We start from the raw sequence: 18,668 nt of genomic DNA on the forward strand, positions 1-18,668 counted from the left end.
TTAGCGTTTACAAAAATATGTTTTTCATATTTATTATTTAGTTTTAAACACTTTTAATGATTCAGAACTAAATTTTAGTGCATAATTATCATTTACAAATGAAGTGTTTTTTGTATTTACAAAAATGATCGTCTCTGGCAGATTCTGATTTTCATTCAGGGTAAAGTGTTTATCCGAAATCAAAAGAACATCAATCTTTTTGGTCACCTTAGAAACATCTTTTATATACTGTATCTTTCTTCTTTTTACCAGATAGCTGTGCGAAGCTATTGCTCTTTTTTCATCACTTTTTATCAGAGAAAAAATTTTTCGGCTGGCCTGATATAAAGTTAACAGAGCATCTTTTTGTCCAAAATCATCAGCCATATGAAGGATATTGGCTTCATTGGAAATATGTTTGTTCAGCTCGAAATATACGGATTTGTTGGCATTAAAGTCTTCTTTTACTTCTTTTACCACTTCGCTGTCTTTATACAGATAGCTCAGGAATAATTTCTTTTTAAAATAATTTTCATCCTCAATCTCTTCACGCAGTTTGGTAAATTCTTTTCTGAAATAGGCGTTGATCTTCTTTGTTCTCTCAGAATAATTTTGTCCAAAACTCATGTCGTCTTTGCTGACTCTGTTGCCTACTTTTACGGTAATACTTCCGTCATAGATAATGAAATCTCCTTTCGGCAGCACCTCAGAATTTCCGTGGATGTAGAGCGGAAGAATATCCAGCCCGAACTGCTCGGCAAGATAAAATGCTCCCTTATGGAATCTTTTCACATCATTGGTGTAGGAACGTTCTGCTTCCGGGAAAACAACCAGAGAATATCCCTGTTCTACTTTTTCTTTCAGTTTGTCCATTCCATTTTCGATTCCCTGCGAAACAGGGTAAAAGCCCAGCGCTCTTACCAGTTTCCCAAAAACAGGAGACTGATACACCCAGTCATTCACCAGGTAAATGATTTTATGAGTCGCCATTGCAATAGCTAACGTATCCAGAAAGGAGGTATGATTGGCAATGATGACAGCGGGTTTACTGAAATCCTCAGCTGTATTTTTAATGACCTTCTTCTTTACAAATGGATTAGAATAAAGGACAGAAGTTAAAAATCTGGCTAAAATAAGCTTGATAATATTCAATGTCGGTCCTTTGGAGTTCTTAACAAAGAAGCTGCCAAATGCTGAAAATATGATTCCCCCAAGTCCGTAATATAAAAATGATAAGACTGAATTTAGGAACAATCTCAAAGTAATTGGAGAAAGACCTTTTTTGGCCCGGTTGGTAATGAATAATCTGAACCAGAAAGGATATAGGGTAGAAGTAATGATAATAACGGAGAACATTCCTATGAGAGCAACTAATGCTAAAGAATGCAGTGCCGGATGTTTGGCAAAAATCAGGGAACCAATTGAAAGGATGGTTGTGAAAACAGCCAGAATAATAGAAGTTCTATACGTAGGTAATTCATTTTTTCCTGTAGTATGTTCTTTTTGCATAGCTTGGGTAAGGAAAATACTGAAGTCGTCTCCCACTCCAAATACCAGTGTACACACTACGGTGCTGAAAATATTTAATTCTAATCCTAAGAAATAAAGAATTCCGGCCGTTACAACTCCTGTTAGAACAATCGGGAACATGGTAAGAACCGTTAATTCAAAATTTCTGAAGAAAACGATGATGGTTAAAATGATCGCAAGAAGAGAATAATTGATCAGGGTATTGAAATCCCTTTTCAGCAGGCCAAGAAAATTTTCGTTCATCTGCTGGCGGTCAATGGCTATGGCATCATGCTTCTTTTCAATGTCTTTAATGAAAGTGTCTCGTTTTTTTTCGTCTACTTTTACCACATTGGAAACCGTATAGAAACCATTTTCGTTGCTTATGAATTCTGAGATCTGAAGCGCTTTCACTTGTTGATAATCTTTCAGACTTAATGCGGTGTAGCTCTTATGCAAAGTTTCATTGAAATTATCAAAAGCAGAACTGTTGAAACCCAATTTATTTCCATTGCTCACCAGTTCGGAAATGGTCTGCTTTTTCTTCTGATCATTCCAGAAACGGTTCCATTTCTCAATCTTTTTTTGCTGGTCTTTTTCTGAAAGAACAATGCTTCCGATAGAATTATAGCTTAAAATCTTACCTTCTTTCTTCTCTTTTTCAAGGAAGCCGCTCAATTCAGAATTTCTGGTTAATGCTTCTTCTGCTGAGTTTCCATAAGAAATAGTATAAATAGATTTGGAAGTAATATCAGAAAGTTTCTGAAGTTTTGCTTCGCTGATTTTTAACTCTTTTGGGATATAATTCAGGTCACCAATATCTTCATTAAAACCTACATGCCTGAAACCGAAAAGGCAGGCAAGAATAATAATAGAGCATCCTATAATCAGAGGCTTGTTTTTCTCATAGGGATAAGACCCGATCCTGTCAATAAAGTTTGTATTGAGATGTTCTCCTTTTTCTTTTGGCTTGTAAAGCTGGGGAACGATAATTAATGCTGTGATTGAAGAAAGAATCACTGTAATGGCAGCAAACATACCTAAGTCCTTCAATGCTTCCGAGCGAACAAAGATCAGGCATAGGAATGAAACAGCTGTAGTTGCACTACTCAATATAATGGGCTGGGTGATCTCTTTGTAAAGCTCTTCAATATTATTGTTGTGCTTATAATGGGTAAGGATATGCAGGGCATAATCAATGGTAATTCCAATCAGAATGGCTCCCACACTTAATGAAATTGCCGAAATCTTATCTTTAATAAAATAAAGGACTAAGAGAGCAAGCAGTACTGAAAATACGGTAGGGAGAAATACGATGATTGGAGTGAAAATATTTCTGAAATAATAGATCAGAAGGATTAAAAGGACCGTCATGGAAATGACTACCGTGTTCTGAATGTCTTTTTTGATCTGCTTCGCATTGGCCACTGCAATCACCGGAGAACCGAAATAGCTGATCTCTGTTTTTCCTTTGAATTGTTTGTTGATTCCGTCTTTGATGGAATTAAGCTGATCTATAAAGGCTTCATTAGCCTTCGTATCATTACTTTTGTTTTTAGGATCAATGAAAAGCAGGAGGTTCTTGCCATCTTTCGTTACAATATAGCTGTCTTCAAGTTTGAAATCTTTGCTGATGTTTAGAGCATTTAATTTTTTGATTCCCAGAAAAGTCAGTCCCAGAGGGTCTTTTTTAATAAATTCTTTGGTAACAAGACTTGTAGGAGAAACCAATGATATATAATTATCCTCTACCTGTCTGGCAATGCTGTCCTTCTGAAGTTTCTTGTCAATTTCATTATAATCACTATCATTAAGGAATAAAGGTAAATTCCGATTAACAAAATCAAAGGTTTCGGAGATTTCGTTATCATTCACTTTGCCCTGAACAGAACCGATGTATTTTTGTAAGGGATCTGTTTTTTTCAGGAAAGTATCTGCCGTTTCAGAAAGCTGGAAGCTGTCTTCACTGGATTTGTTTTCAATAATAACAATAATCTTATCCGAAAAATTAAGCTGTTTCAAAACCTTTGCAGTGAGATCTGACTTTTCATTTTTAGGAATAATCTGATTGATGTCTTCCTCAAAATTGATCTTTGACGCAAAGAAAATGCATAAAACGGCAATTCCAAGAGCTGTCAGTACAGATAGAATTTTATTTTTGGAAATCAGATAATATAAAAATATAAAAAAGCGATGCATTGCATTTAAATCAAGTCTGCAAATTTAATTTTTTAAGCATTAGTTCAAAATACTTAGTGATAAGTTTTAACTGAAAATCAATAAAATATTCTAGGAAGAATGAAAAAATATTCTACTTTTGCAAAAGTTCCCTTTTGAAAAATGTATTTTAAACCACCATTATTATTAAAAAATAAGAATCTGTTTTAGATATGTTGAAAAGAAATGATGAAAAAATAAACGGATTTCTATTTGTAATAGTACTTCCGATTCTGTTGTTTGCCATGTCTTATTACGGATTTGAATCTTCCTACACAAGACTGAAAACATCAGAGACAACCCCTGATTTTTTATTCTCCTCGGTATATGCTTACAGAGTGATTCCTAATTATCTGAGTGTACAGATGACAGATTTGATGTACAATCTGATCAACGGCCCACTTTCTTTCTTCAAAGATTTCTTATCAAAAAACGGAACCCCTTTTTATCATGGGCTTTTCCTGATGAACAGTGTGTTCTTTATTTTGTGTTCTTTGACTTTGAATGCTATCTTACGGATGAAATCAACAGGGCTTTTGCTGAACCTTAATGCAAGGAGAATTATTCATCTTCTATCTGTGTTTTTTATTGTGATAACACAGTATGCACCTACAAACTGTGATACCATTGCACTCTTCTGTTATCTGGCGGGCGTGTTTTTGACTCTTAAATATGTAGACACAAGAAAAAAAGTTTTCTATTTTATTCTCATTGGTCTTATCGGAATCTCTACTTTGGTAAGAGAAACAGCCTGCCTGAATATTGCTTTTTTTGCTGCAGTTTTTTTCAATATAGATGAGTTGAAAAAAGGAAATTATCAGGTTGTCTGGAAGATTATACCACTGGTTGTTGCTTTTCTGATTCCTTATCTGGGGTTGAGAGCCCTGCTTGTTCAGGATGAAACTACTTTTGTGGAAGGGTTTTATATTAACAGAAATTTTTCCAGTCCTTTTAACCTTGCAGGATTAGCCTTTGCATTAATAGTGATTTATTTTATATATGGTCTTTGTACTGAAGAAGAAAACAGAAGTGTTTTTGGAAAGTATTTTTTCTTTTCCATTCCTTATCTTCTTATGATTACTTTAGTAGGGCTTTTCTGGGAAGTAAGGCTTTTCCTGCCACTAATTCTGACCGGGATAATTACAGCATATCATCAGTTTAAAAAAACATCAGAGATTTAGCATGAGTTTACTACATCCATATTATATAATTGCAATCGTCTATATGCTGTTCTTCAGTGTTCAGGAAGTGTATGGCAGGAAGGTTGATAAAAAGTGGTTCTGGTTTCTTGCTGTTTATTTTATTATTATTGTCGGTCTTAGAGACAGTGTAGGCCCGGATTACGGAAGTTACAAAGGAATTTATATTTACTCTGACACCAAAAGTTATTACAGTATCTTTATGAAGATGCTCCATATGGAAGGAACAGAAACTTTGGATGTGGAATGGTTATATACTTTGATTAATAAAGTACTTCTCAACTTTTTTGATGCACCTTTTTATATGTTAACACTGGTTATTGCTATTTTTGCGATGATCTTTAAAGTAGAATATACAGAAGATAATACTTTTTATCCCTTTACTTTTACCCTTTTCATGTTTATTCCCAACTTCTTTATCGGGGAAAGTGGGCAGATCAGACAAAACCTGGGTACCTTTATCGTTTATTTTGCAATACGGTATATTAAAGAACGAAAACTCTGGCATTATCTGTTTTTTATTTTTATAGGATCGGGTATACATAGTGTTTGTTATTTATTTCTGCCGATGTACTGGCTGGCTCGCGTTCCGTTAAATAGAACAGTGATGTTGATTATGATTGTAGGTTCTGTCTTTTTATCTCCATTTGAAATATACAGAAGCTTTGGTGGTTTATTAGATGGTATGGCCTCTAACAGTACGCTTGTAGAAGGATTCAACGGGTATATGGATGAAACGGTACAACGACTTAACGGAGGAATTGGAATCCCGGAGGTCATGATGGCTATCCTTACTTTCTTCCTTTTTGTTTTTGATACCAAGATGAAAGAGCTGTATCCCTACTATGAATACCATAGGAACTATGCCGTAGTTGGTATTTGTCTTTATTTTATTTTCAGAAATAACCCCATCTTCTCATCCAGACTTGCAGGAGCATTTATTGGGTTTTCGTATATTATTATTCCGAATGCAATGTATGTTGTTTCCGGAAGGGTTAAAAATATGATATATGCATTTATTATTGCACTTGTTGTCTTTAATTTTGTTATCTTCTCTATATTTAATAATATTATAGGCGGACGATTTTCTATTGACCTTTATCAAAATCATATTCTTCCATAGAATTTTGTAGATTAAAATATAAAGACAGCTTAAGGCTGTCTTTTTTGTTTAAAGACTTCTTGTTATTTACTTTGTTTACTGGGTTTGTTTTGTATTATTAATAACATAATTTAAATATGATGTTTTTATTTATATAATAAATCACTTTTTATTGGATCAGGCTTAAAAATTGCATTCATTAAAGACACTAAAACCCTAAGGTATGAAAAGGTTAGCTGGAAAATTAGCGGCAGTCATCTGCCTGATATTATTTGGAATCAGTTCCAAAGGTAATATCAAAGAAGATCTTCACTCAGTAAGACATATAAGAACAATATGGCTTACTGGGAATAAGGACTCATTGAATAAGCCACTGTATGAACTAATCCCATTATTTCTTCCGGATTGGAAAAAAGCACCTAACAGTTATATCTTTGATCCCAGTCAGAACAATGAAGGATTATTGATTCCTGTAAAAAAAGCCTACGCTATGTGGGAAGGAGGCGGATATCTTAACGGGACCGGTATTCCGGCTGGGACGGTAACTGCAGATGTTTTGTGGGAAGATGTTCATGGACTTATAAAATCCGGGGTAAATTACACTCTTGAAATAACAGGAGCGGGGCAGGATGCCAAGATAAAAGTGCCTGTCAATAAGGCAAAAAAAGGAAATGCGGTGGTAGCTCTCAAGGTAAACGGAGAGATTTACTGGAGCTGGCATATCTGGGTAACGGATGATCCTACCAATGGAGTTACCTATAGAAGTTTCAATAATATTAAAAGAATGAAGTCGGATGGCACAACAGAAGTTATCCCGGACTCCGACTGGAAATGGATGGATCGAAATCTGGGTGCCGTCACAAGTTCTATCACATCATCAGACTGGAATAGGAGCATTGGACTTCTTTACCAGTGGGGAAGAAAAGATCCCATTCCACCCTTGGTAACAAGAGGAAATGATTTTTATGAAGCTTCAGGATCCATAGGCAGAGTAAGGCATAGGGGAGCAAAAAATATGACCAATGCTGTAAGTATTGATGATCTGAGGAAATTTGTTCTGCTTTCCGCCGCAGAGATAACCAATAATATTAGACTTTCTGTAAAAAATCCATTGAGTCTTATTTATGTTAATAAAGATGATAACTCAGGTCAGGCTTACTACAATAATAACCTCAATCTTCCTGTTAATTGGTTTGGTAAATCAACAACTTTACCCAGTAACAGGCTTTCAGAGCTCAATCTTTGGTCTGATAATGCACAGGGGAAAATTGAAACCGTTTACAATACCGATAATAAAACAAAGCCTTACAGAGATAAATCCCCTTATGATCCCTGTCCCAATGGATGGCGTATACCTTCTATGCTGGTTGCAAATCTGGCTTCTCCCTCTTATGTGGATGATATCAGAATAGACTTTTCGCCTTTCGGAGTGAAAACCAATATGGCGAAAAATGTTTTTGAAACCAATAAATATCATATCATAAAGCCTACTGATACGGGAGTTCCGTCTTTCATGGCTGGATTTAGAATTTATCCTAATCTTGGCTTTGATCTTTCAGCGGTCGGTGGATATAATATGGGGGTCTTTCCCGGAAACGGACAGCTTATCAGAGGTGCTCATTTAGGACAATATAGTGATCAGCATCATATTGCATTGTGGACAGCTACTTTGGCCCGATTGTTCGATGCTTCTCCTGCTGTTACCGTAAGAGGACTTTCCATGATTCCGGATAAAGGACAGCCTGATATTCCGGATCCTAACTATCCTGATATTAAAGGACGTTATTATTACTTTCCTATGTCCGGAATGTATACTTCAGATGCAAATGGCTGCAGATGTATAAAAGATCCGCTATACACTATTAATGATTATGATTTTCCAACAGAATATCTCCCAGCAGCTACAGAATACAAAGAAGGTTTCAATAACCCGAATACTTACCAGGTTGTTAAAAGCGAAACAGGTACTACTATTGAAATTCCGGTCAGTAAAGCGTTCTCTGTACAAAGCCAGTTGCTGGATAATATTGAAATATTAAATCCCTCCAATTTTAATAATTTAAAAACCAATGTGCTATGGACTACCAATACCGCTCTTATCAGTAGAATTTCAATGATCAATCCCTCACCTTCATCACTACAGGATATTGGTAATTCTAAAATATCTGTAGAAATTGCTCCCGATCAAAGCGGAAATGCTGTTGTAACATTGCATAATGGCAGTATATCTTCACCGGTCTATTGGAGCTGGCATATCTGGGTGACGGATTCTCCGGTAGAATCTTCTACTTATACTACAGAAACTCCTGCGGCAGTTACAAATTATGTAAACTATGTTAACAAAGCTGATGTTGCATTACAGACTGTTTTTATGGATCGTAATCTAGGGGCAACAGATGTTTTTCCAAACGTAGCTAATCCTCAGGCACCCACTGCTGATGAACTGTTAAAAATACGTGCCTCTACAGGGTTGCATTATCAATGGGGAAGGAAAGACCCTATTCCTCCATTCCAGTATGCGGATAACAGAAGTTTTTATAATGTGTTTCTTGGAACTCCTGCTCCCAAAGGAGCTGTTTCGTATAGTACACTTGATCAGTCTGACTATAATGATCTTTCAGGAAATTATATAGTACCTTATAACACTTATGTGTCAGCATCAAATGTACAGGTAACCGATAAGCCGGCAGAAAGAATCTCCAAGATCCTGTCCTACTCTGTGAAGAATCCTCTGGTATATATGATCCCAAGTACTTTTGCCCCTTACAACAGTACAACACCTAATTACACCAACGGTACAGACTGGCTGGCACAAGAACCTAATTTAGCTCCTGACAGATGGGGAAGAGGAGGTAAGAAATCTCCTTTTGATCCTTGTCCTGAAGGATGGAGAGTCCCGGATCTGACGAGTGTTGCTCTGGTTTCAGGAGCTGATTTCGGACAGACACCATGGTATAAAAAAGATAAAAATGTAGCAACATCATACAGTATTGCCACTGATTATTCAGGAATAAGGGTGAGAAATTTAGCCAATGCTACAGTAGGGTATATCTTTAATAACTCGGTATATCCCATAGGAAGCTATCCGGATTCCGGATCAAGAGGATTCAGAAGTGTGATGGCCAATCAGACTGCACAGGGAACATTTAATGTGCTCAACTTTCAGTATCCGGCTGTATGGACTGCTGCTTTAAATTCAAATTACATTGGAAGATCTATTAATGTGCTGTTTGATGCAGCCTCTACAACCAATAGGATGATAGTATTTCATGATAATAATGATCCGTACTTCGGAACGGGATGCCGATGTGTGAAAATAGAATATGATGCCAATGGTAATGAAGAAGGTCCCGCATCAGGAATTAAGGTTATATCTAATAGTTCTAAGAGTGCTAAATTGATGAAAGTAAATGAGAAACCTAAGGTAGTTCAAAACAAAATTTCTCTATATCCTAGCCCTTTTTCCAATATTCTTTACATCAGGGCTGCGGAAGATAAAGAATACAGTTTTGAGATTTTTAATGCCTTGGGACAATTTGTACAATCGGGACATTTTATTAACAACCAGACAGATCTTTCCTATTTAACTGCCGGAGTTTATTTAATAAGAATAAATAATTCAGAAGCAATTGTGAAAATTATAAAACAATAAATCTTACAAATAAAGTATGAAAAGCAGAATAAGGTTTCTTTTTCTGCTTTTTTTATAGAGCAGGATATTTCTTACATCTATTATGCCTGATGAAAAATTCTATACCAATCAATGTTGGTTATTGTATAACAGTCTAAAACCTATGCTGTAAAGGATTTGTTTCTTTAAAGAACTTGCGATGAAAGAGAGTATAAACTACCCTGATTGATAAATTAAACCCATTTAACAAAAAGTATATAATAAAAAAGCTTTACTTTTGCAAAAATTTTTAGTTAGAATGTCGAAAAATTTAGTAATCGTAGAGTCCCCGGCAAAAGCAAAAACTATTCAAAAATATCTAGGAAAGGATTTTGAAGTGAAATCCAGTTTCGGACACATCCGTGATCTTCCTAAAAAAGGAATGGGGATAGACCTTGCCACATTTAGTCCTGATTACGAAGTTTCAGCAGACAAAAAGAAATTAGTAACCGAATTGAAGGCCGCCGTAAAAAAAGCAGATATGGTATGGCTTGCTTCCGATGAGGACCGCGAAGGAGAAGCTATTGCATGGCATCTTGCGGATGAATTGAAACTGAAGCCTGAAAACAGAAAAAGAATTGTTTTCCACGAGATTACCAAAAACGCCATTCTAAAAGCAATCGACAATCCAAGAGATATTGATCAGAATTTAGTGAATGCACAGCAGGCGAGAAGAGTGCTGGACAGAATCGTAGGTTTTGAAATGTCACCCGTTTTATGGAAAAAAGTAAAACCGGGGCTGTCTGCAGGTAGAGTTCAGTCTGTAGCAGTTAGGTTAATTGTTGAAAGAGAAAAAGAAATCCGTGAGTTTACGCCAAAAGCAAGCTTTAAACTTGATGGGATCTTTTTAAATAAAACAGAGCAGGAAATTGCTGCCAAACTGAAAAAAGATTTCGAAAAAGAAGAAGAAGCAGAAAAATTCCTGGAGCAGGCAAAAACTACAGAATTTAAAGTTCTGAATGTGGAAACCAAGCCAGGTACACGTTCAGCTTCGGCTCCGTTTACAACCTCTACATTACAGCAGGAAGCTTCATCAAGGCTTGGATATAATGTAACCAATACCATGCGTCTGGCACAGAGACTGTACGAAGAAGGGTTTATTACCTATATGAGAACAGACTCCGTAAACCTTTCCCAGGAAGCTATTGAAGGAGCTAAAAAACAAATCATATCAGAATACGGAGCAGAATATTCTTCTCCAAGAAACTATACTACAAAATCAGCTTCAGCACAGGAGGCTCACGAAGCCATCCGTCCTACAGATTTTGGAGTAAAAACCGTAGCTGATGCACAATTAAACAGATTGTATCAATTAATTTACAGAAGAACACTGGCTTCTCAGATGGCTAATGCCAAAATTGAAAAGACAGTGATTGAAATAGGAAATGCATCATTGCCGCATCACTTTGAAGCACAGGGAGAAGTGATCATATTCGACGGTTTCCTGAAAGCTTACGGAATTGTGAAGACTGAAGAGGAGGATGAGGAAAACAATGATAAGTTGTTGCCGAAAGTAAGTGTGGGAGAAGTCTTAAACTATAAAACCATTACGGCTACTGAAAAGTTTACAAGACCAAGTGCAAGATATACTGAAGCCGGATTGGTGAGAAAACTTGAAGAATTGGGGATTGGTAGACCCTCTACTTACGCTCCCACAATTCAGACGATTCAGAACAGAGAGTACGTAGATAAAAGAGAAATCGAGCCGCAGACCCGTGAAGTGATCAAAATGTCTTTAGCAAAAGATAAGATCAAAAAAGTAGTTCTTGAAGAGAAATTCGGTGGGGATAAAAATAAATTCGTTCCTACAGACATCGGTGAAGTGGTAAATGATTTCTTAACAGATAATTTCAGAGAAATCCTTGACTACGGCTTCACAGCAAGAGTAGAAGAAAGCTTTGACGAAATTGCAAGCGGTGATCAGAAATGGAAAGAAATGATGACCAATTTCTATTCAAAATTCCATCCAAGAATTGAAGATGTTGAAGAAAATGCAGACCGTGCAACCGGAGACAGATTGCTAGGTGTAGATCCAAAGACCGGTAAAAATGTTCATGCAAGAATCGGAAGATTTGGAGCAATGATCCAGATTGGGGAAACTGATGATGAAGAAAAACCAATCTTTGCTTCATTAATGACAGGGCAGAATATTGCAACGATTACTTTTGAAGAAGCACTGGAGTTGTTCAAGTTGCCTTTCGATTTAAATGAAGTTGACGGACAGCCTGTTTCTGTAGGTGTTGGTAGATTTGGACCTTATGTAAAATGGGGCGAAACATATATCAGTATTCCGAAAGGTGAAGATCCGCTTTCTGTAGATCAGAAACGTGCCGAGGAAATCATCAATGAAAAGAAGATTGCTGATGCTCCGATTGCTACGTATAAAGGAGAACCGGTAACAAAAGGATCTGGAAGATTCGGACCGTTTATCAAGTACAAAGATATTTTCGTGAATGTGCCTAAAAGATATGATTTTGAAAATCTTTCACAAAGTGATATCAATGAACTGATTGATGCTAAATTGGAGAAAGAAGCCAACCGATATATCCAGCAATGGGAAAAAGAAAAGATTTCCATTGAAAACGGAAGATGGGGGCCTTTCATCAAGTTCGGAAAAGCTATGTTCAAAATTCCGAAGAAAGCAGACGATACAAAATATGATGCAGAAGAATTAAAAGAACTTTCTTTAGATGAGGTTAAAAAATGGATTACAGATCAGGATCCTAAAGCTTTTGCAGAAAAGAAAAAACCTGCAGCTAAAAAATCCACTACAGCAAAGAAAACAACAGCTGTAAAAAGACCGGCGACTAAGAAGAAATAAACAAGCTCTAATAAAATAGAAAAGCACAGACAAAAATCTGTGCTTTTCTATTTTTAGAATATCAGATATTATGTAAAGTTATGTGTTCTTAACTTTTTTATTGAGAATCACTTCAGAAAAATATAAAAATTAATAACGATAATAGATGGAAAATTCCTATTATAGAGAATTATTATTTATAAATAGTTATTTTTACTTATTTTCGAATATATGCCTGTAAATGAAAGATATACTTGTAAGCCCTTTTTTTTAGTGCCTCAACCATTTATTTCTAGATGGTGGTATTACAGAAAGTACAGTTCATAAACTCTTTAAATGGGAGGCGTATTTTGAAAAACCACACGAGTAAGAAAAACAAAACTATAAAATCATGTCAGAATTTAATTTTAGCGAAGAGGTTATCTCACAAACATTAGAAGAGACAAAAGGGTCACGCGAAGACAGTCAGGCAGATTGTTGTTTATCAATTGTGGAGTTAGATGTTAGCCCTGTCAACAGAACAGCTGGTTATCTTATTGTAACAGCACAATGTATATCAATTACTGTTCCGGAAATCTTTCTTGATTTAATTATTAAACGTGTTTTCAATTTAGGTAATAAACTTATCGGAACAGGTGTTTTTCTAGAATACATTTTGGGAGATTTGATTATATTTACAATAATTAAAGGATGAATTTAGGTGGTTTTTATTAATATTGTTATTAAACTTTAAATTATAATTAAATATGCTTAATGGTAGTCTTTCATATGCTAATATGGATAAAGAAGTGGAAGATGAAAAGAATTTTCTTTTTAATATCTATACGTTTGTTCTTATCATAATTTTCATTTCCAATTGTATTCTGAATTATTTCTTTCTTAAAGATTACATGTATGTAATAGTCTTTCTAATACTCATATTTATAATGTTCCTAACATTATTTTTGCCAAACAGTATTAGATTTAATAAAATATTAGTATTCCTAACATTTTATATTTTAGGTTTATTGACATTTTACTGTGACATAATTGCAGGAAAAGATGCTATGAACTACTTGTCGTATATTTCTTTGACTACAGCCATGAGCTTTTTTTTTAATTATAGGAAAGACAAGATTGCCATAATAACATTAATAGTTTCTTTTATAGTATTTTTCTTAATAAATTACTATACCAACTATTCTTTACTTCCAAATTTGCATCAAAATTTATCATTTACTGAACAGCATTATATAAGGTTTTATAAAACATTGGAAGTTGTTTTCTGTACTCTTGTTGCTGTTTATTTTATACATCGAAAAGAAAAAATCATTATAAGATATATTGTAGAAACAGAAGGTCTAAATAAACGCCTTAAAGAAAATAAGCAAATATTATCTAGGGATTTGTATGATATGGCAGTAAATAATAATCCATTATTTATCAGTTCGTTCAGCTCTTCATTTCCCAATTTCTTCAATAGTATTTTAAAAATTAACCCTCAGATTATTGCTCCCGAATTAGAAATTTGTGCTTTAATAAAGCTGGGATTAAGGACCAAAGAAATTGCCCAGGTAACAAAGTCGACGGTTAGGTCTGTTGAGAATAAAAAATATAGAATACGAAAGAAACTTAATATCCCTTCTGATGTAGATACAAATTTATTTATTATAAATACTTTCAATATTGATGATTAAAGCTTTAAAGTAGATATGAGTAGTAAATTAAGTATTAATAAGTATGTTTTTTTGCACTGCATTTTTTCGGTTTTTTTGAAATTTGCTGAAAATTATGTTATGAAAAAAATAATATTACCTATCACTTTACTCTTTCTTTTTGGTAAAGCGCATGCTCAGGTTGGGATTAATACAGTTAATCCACAAGGTGTTTTCAATGTCGATGGTGCAAAAGATAATCCATCAGCTGGAGTTCCATCTGCTGTACAACAAGCTAATGATTTTGTAGTAACTTCCTCAGGAAGTGTTGGGATAGGAACTATTGCTCCGGACAGCAGTGCAAAAATAGATATAAGTGCTTCTAATAAAGGAGCCCTGTTACCTCGTGTTGCTTTAAATTCAAACACAGATCAAACAACAATACTTTCTCCTGCTGTTGGCTTAATAGTGTATAATACAGGTGCTGGAGGACTTACAGCGGTTGGATATTTGTATTGGAATGGAAGCGAATGGAGACAAATAAGTAACTCATCTACAGGTATTGGTACACTTGGCTCTATAAGTTGTTCTGATGTTAGTTTAACACCTAGTACATATACTTCTGGAACAGCTTATACAGGAATCTTATCTATTCCTTATACAGGGGCAAACGGAGGTAATTATCCAGCCCAAAACATTGGTCCGGTGAATGGTTTAACAGCAACATTGTCTGCTGGAAGTTTTAACGTCGGAGCAGGTACTTTGAATTATACTGTTTCAGGAACACCAACTGTTAGTAGCCCTATCACAACTACTTTTCCAATCAATATCGGAGGTAAATCCTGTAATGCTACTGTTGGCCAGGGAACTACTCTTACCATTGGAGGGATTTCTGCAAATACTTATTATGCTAATTCTACAACAATGAATAATAGTGGAGCATATTTCTCTGCTAATGTTAAATATGGAGCCACGATGCCTATAATTGATGGTCTTCAGTTTGATGTAATATCGGTGGGATCTACTTACTATAAACCTATTCTTAAAAACATATCGGGTAATACTATTGTAGTTCATATTAATACAGCTGCTCATTCAGTAAATGAAGGTCGTCAGCTTATTGGTTTAAGTATTGCAAATGGCGTAGAGCAAGGTATAGATGCCAATGATATTGTATTTTGGACAGGTCCTTCATCCGGAACTTCAACAGCTCCTGTTAGTGGAACTAATTTTAATGCGGAGGTAACAGAATTATTTTTATCTGTAAGAGTTGCGACCGGAAATGGAACAACAATACCTGATACGTACAGATTCTATCGTTTTTTATACCAGATAGTGCAATTTAACGGGGAAAAAGTGTTGTTTACAACATTACAAAGGGTACTTTAACTGTTGTTGAATAATCCAAAAACATAAATTATACCTATTATAAGTAAGTTATCCCATTCCCATGATAGCTTACTTATAATTTATTGCCTTTATATAAATTTATAAAAATGACTATAATATCTAACTTTAAAGAAATTCATATAGGTTCGTATATTAAAATGAGAGTTATAGAATTGGAAATGGATATAGTGCGTATTTGTAATTTTTTTCATTGTTCAGAAACTGAAATAAAAGAAATGTATGAAAGAGAAAGTCTAGAATGTAACGTTCTTTTAAAATGGAGTAAACTATTGAAATATGATTTTTTCAGGTTGTATTCTCAACATATAATATTGTATTCTCCTCCAGTAAATAAGATTTCTTCTTCAAAAGAAACATTTCTTCCAAGATTTAGAAAAAATATCTATACTAGAAATCTCATAGATTATATTTTAGGACTTATTAAATCAGGAGAAAAAAGTGTAGATTCTATTATAAATGATTATGGTATACCTAAAACGACATTATATAAATGGAAAACTAAATATGATGAGAAACAGCCCTAATTATAAGAAGATTTATCATGATATTATTTTAAAAATATGCCCAGAGCGGGAAACAGAATTTAATTTTTTTTTAGAAAAGGAAAATCTTTTCTCTTGGGACATTGTTCGATTAGATAACTTAATCTTTCATAGCAAAGATTCGGATTCTATAATATTTGATCAAAGACATAGATCTTATGATGATGAAACAATTATTTATATAATCAATTATCAAGAAGAAAATAAACTCAATAATAGTCTTACTTCAAAATACTTTAGAATTAGCAAAAATACATTAACTAAATGGAAAAAGAGATATAAATCTTAAATGTATTTATTGGAATTCTGTTAAAAATTATTGAATGAGTGATATTTATACATATTTTAAAATGATGAATTTATATGTATACAAGATATAATTCTTATTAAACAATATATAGTATATAACCATCAACAATTTGTTGATGGTTTTTTGTGAACAAAAACATACACGTCTTACTCAGTTCCTGTGTTTTTTGTATGTTTGTTACATCAAGCAATTAATCAATTATTACAATTTAAAATAAAATATGGATTTCGAAGACTTTATCATTTCACCAAGAAATTTCAAAGCAGAAAGCTGGCAGATAGGAAATCGGATTACAAAAGATATCAGGGAAGACAGTATTGTTCTTTTATTTGTGTCAGATTATAGAGGCGTAGGCGGAGATGCTGAAGTACAGGACTTTACAGCAGTAAGAAAAGAATTTTATAAGCTTTCGCAGATGGACTTCGAAATTCCTGTTGTAGATCTGGGGGATCTGGTGTCTGGGAAATCCGTTCAGGATACTCATTATATTTTGCAGGAAGTGCTGTCGGCATGTCATTATAAAAGAGCCATTCCAGTAATTATTGGTGGTTCCAATGATTTTGCTTTCTCATTATTTTCAGCATTGAATTTTCACAAGAAAAGCATCAATTATACCCAGATCAGTAATATTATTTCTCTTCAGCAAGGAGAAACCATTAATGAACATACTTTTTTAAGTAAGATTTTTGGGGCGAAGAATTTTTCCATTAAAAATTATCATCATCTGGGGTATCAGAAACATTTGAATGAGATGGATTCTGTAAGACTCATCAAAGAAGTAGAGTTTGATATTATCAGATTGGCTGAAATGATGAATTCTACGGAAAAAACAGAACCTTTCTTCAGAAAAGCAGATCTGGTGACCGTAAATTGTGATGCTGTTGAAAGCTTTAGCGAACCTTTTTCCATGAATCCACAGGTAAATGGTTTGAACAGAAGAGAAATTTGCGCCTATATGAAAGAAATCGGGTTAAGTGAAAATCTTAAATCTGTAGGGATTTTTAATTATAATATTTATTCTGAAAACCAGCTGAACCATCAGCTTTTAGCCCAGATGTTGTGGTATCTGATTGAAGGGATCAATATCCAGCATTCCCATCCTAAAGAAAGGCATTATGAGATGTTTTATGTTTTGATAGATGACAGACAATATGCATTCAGGCGTGATACTTTCAGTAATTTGTGGTATTTTGGTGATGATGAAAATATAGAAAACTGTATTCCCTGCTCCAGAAAGGATTTTGATGAAGCTAAAAAAGGCTGGCTGAATGCAAGACTGACGAAAATTTAACATATGACACATGTTCCCTCAAAAGTATCTATTATTGTTCCTGTTTATAATGTCGAAAATTATTTGACAAAATGTCTTGACTCTCTGGTGAATCAGAGCCTTCAAAATATTGAAATTGTTGTTGTGAACGATGGAAGCAAGGATAACTCTAAACAAATAATTAAAGAATTTGCACAAAAATATCCGGAAAAAATAAGAGCTTTTACTAAAGAAAACGGAGGCTTGAGTGATGCCCGAAACTTTGGTATTGATAAATCTACTGGTGACTATATTGGTTTTGTAGACAGTGATGACTATGTTACTGAGACCATGTTTGAGGAAATGCTTCTCTTAGCAGAAAAACATCAGACAAAAATGGTGATCTGCAATATCCAGAAAGTGGATGAGAACGGAAAGGTTATCCAAAAACTGACACAGCTGCCTGATATGCCTGAGAAAATACTCCTTGAAAAAAAATTCTCAGTATTTTCTGATATCAGCTACTTTGCATGTAATAAGTTGTTCAAAAAAGAGCTTTTTAATCAAAAAAGATTTAAAAAAGGAGTTCATTTTGAAGATATTCAGCTTATTCCACAGCTTTTGCTGGAATGTGAAACCATTGCGCAGACTCAGAATTTCCACTATCAGTACCTTGAACGTACTGATTCTATTACAAAATCCCACACAGAAAAAGGGCTTGATATATTAAAAGCAGTGTGTGATGTGGAACAAATATTTAGTAAATCTCCCTATTCCCATAAAAAAGAAGAGTTGAAAAATTTTCAGATTTTTGAAGGGGTTTACTCATTTTTGGCCTATCTGGCCTTTGTGAAAAAAGAAGAAATATTTTATAGTATGTCGGATCAATTAGTTCTTTTTATGAAGGAAAGACAAATAAAAATTCAAGATATATTGAAGTATAGTCGTTTTGGTAAGAATTATCTTTTATCTTTGCCTTTGAAGAAAAAGATTTTTTATCTGTTGTTTTTTGCAGGACAGAAAAGGTTGATAAGAAAATTGATTTAG

General features: G+C 34.4%; 12 protein-coding genes. 11 read left to right on the forward strand and 1 reads right to left on the reverse strand.

Annotated elements, in window-relative coordinates:
• Positions 1-33: 33 nt before the first annotated feature.
• A complete protein-coding gene (locus BW946_RS07100; RefSeq protein ID WP_076595499.1) occupies positions 34-3,687 on the reverse strand; it encodes an MMPL family transporter in 3,654 nt (1,217 codons plus the stop codon).
• A gap of 191 nt (positions 3,688-3,878) precedes the next feature.
• Between BW946_RS07100 and BW946_RS07105 the strand changes: the two genes are divergently transcribed.
• The 11 genes from BW946_RS07105 to BW946_RS07155 all read left to right on the forward strand — a co-directional run bounded on the left by BW946_RS07105 (position 3,879) and on the right by BW946_RS07155 (position 18,668).
• Positions 3,879-4,886, forward strand: coding sequence for a hypothetical protein (locus BW946_RS07105; RefSeq protein WP_076595500.1), 1,008 nt, complete (start codon positions 3,879-3,881; stop codon positions 4,884-4,886).
• Position 4,887: 1 nt separating this feature from the next.
• Complete coding sequence (locus tag BW946_RS07110) at positions 4,888-6,027, forward strand: EpsG family protein (RefSeq protein WP_228402470.1); 1,140 nt, start codon at positions 4,888-4,890, stop codon at positions 6,025-6,027.
• Between the two features lie 202 nt (positions 6,028-6,229).
• A complete protein-coding gene (locus BW946_RS07115; protein WP_083688799.1) occupies positions 6,230-9,658 on the forward strand; it encodes a T9SS type A sorting domain-containing protein in 3,429 nt (1,142 codons plus the stop codon).
• 277 nt (positions 9,659-9,935) lie between these two features.
• A complete protein-coding gene (gene topA / locus BW946_RS07120) occupies positions 9,936-12,497 on the forward strand; it encodes a type I DNA topoisomerase (RefSeq protein ID WP_076595502.1) in 2,562 nt (853 codons plus the stop codon).
• A 370-nt stretch (positions 12,498-12,867) separates the two neighbouring features.
• On the forward strand, positions 12,868-13,170 hold the full coding sequence (locus BW946_RS07125) for a hypothetical protein (protein WP_076595503.1): 303 nt from the start codon (positions 12,868-12,870) through the stop codon (positions 13,168-13,170).
• A gap of 352 nt (positions 13,171-13,522) precedes the next feature.
• Complete coding sequence (locus BW946_RS07130) at positions 13,523-14,152, forward strand: helix-turn-helix transcriptional regulator (protein WP_168801919.1); 630 nt, start codon at positions 13,523-13,525, stop codon at positions 14,150-14,152.
• 51 nt (positions 14,153-14,203) lie between these two features.
• A complete protein-coding gene (locus BW946_RS07135) occupies positions 14,204-15,499 on the forward strand; it encodes a hypothetical protein (RefSeq protein WP_139325977.1) in 1,296 nt (431 codons plus the stop codon).
• A 107-nt stretch (positions 15,500-15,606) separates the two neighbouring features.
• Entirely contained in the window at positions 15,607-16,044 is a 438-nt protein-coding gene (locus BW946_RS07140) for a transposase (protein ID WP_076595506.1), read from the forward strand.
• Positions 16,025-16,351 carry a hypothetical protein gene (locus BW946_RS07145; RefSeq protein ID WP_083688800.1) on the forward strand — a complete coding sequence of 109 codons (327 nt, stop codon included), beginning with the start codon at positions 16,025-16,027 and terminating at the stop codon, positions 16,349-16,351. The genes BW946_RS07140 and BW946_RS07145 overlap by 20 nt, the downstream gene beginning before the upstream one ends.
• 241 nt (positions 16,352-16,592) lie before the next feature.
• Positions 16,593-17,663 (forward strand): formimidoylglutamase, encoded by a 1,071-nt coding sequence (locus BW946_RS07150; protein WP_076595507.1) that lies wholly within the window; start codon positions 16,593-16,595, stop codon positions 17,661-17,663.
• Between the two features lie 3 nt (positions 17,664-17,666).
• Positions 17,667-18,668: a glycosyltransferase family 2 protein gene (locus BW946_RS07155; RefSeq protein WP_076595508.1), complete on the forward strand. Its 1,002-nt coding sequence runs from the start codon at positions 17,667-17,669 to the stop codon at positions 18,666-18,668.

Source organism: Chryseobacterium sp. RU33C (assembly GCF_900156015.1).
Taxonomy (GTDB): Bacteria; Bacteroidota; Bacteroidia; order Flavobacteriales; family Weeksellaceae; genus Chryseobacterium; species Chryseobacterium candidae.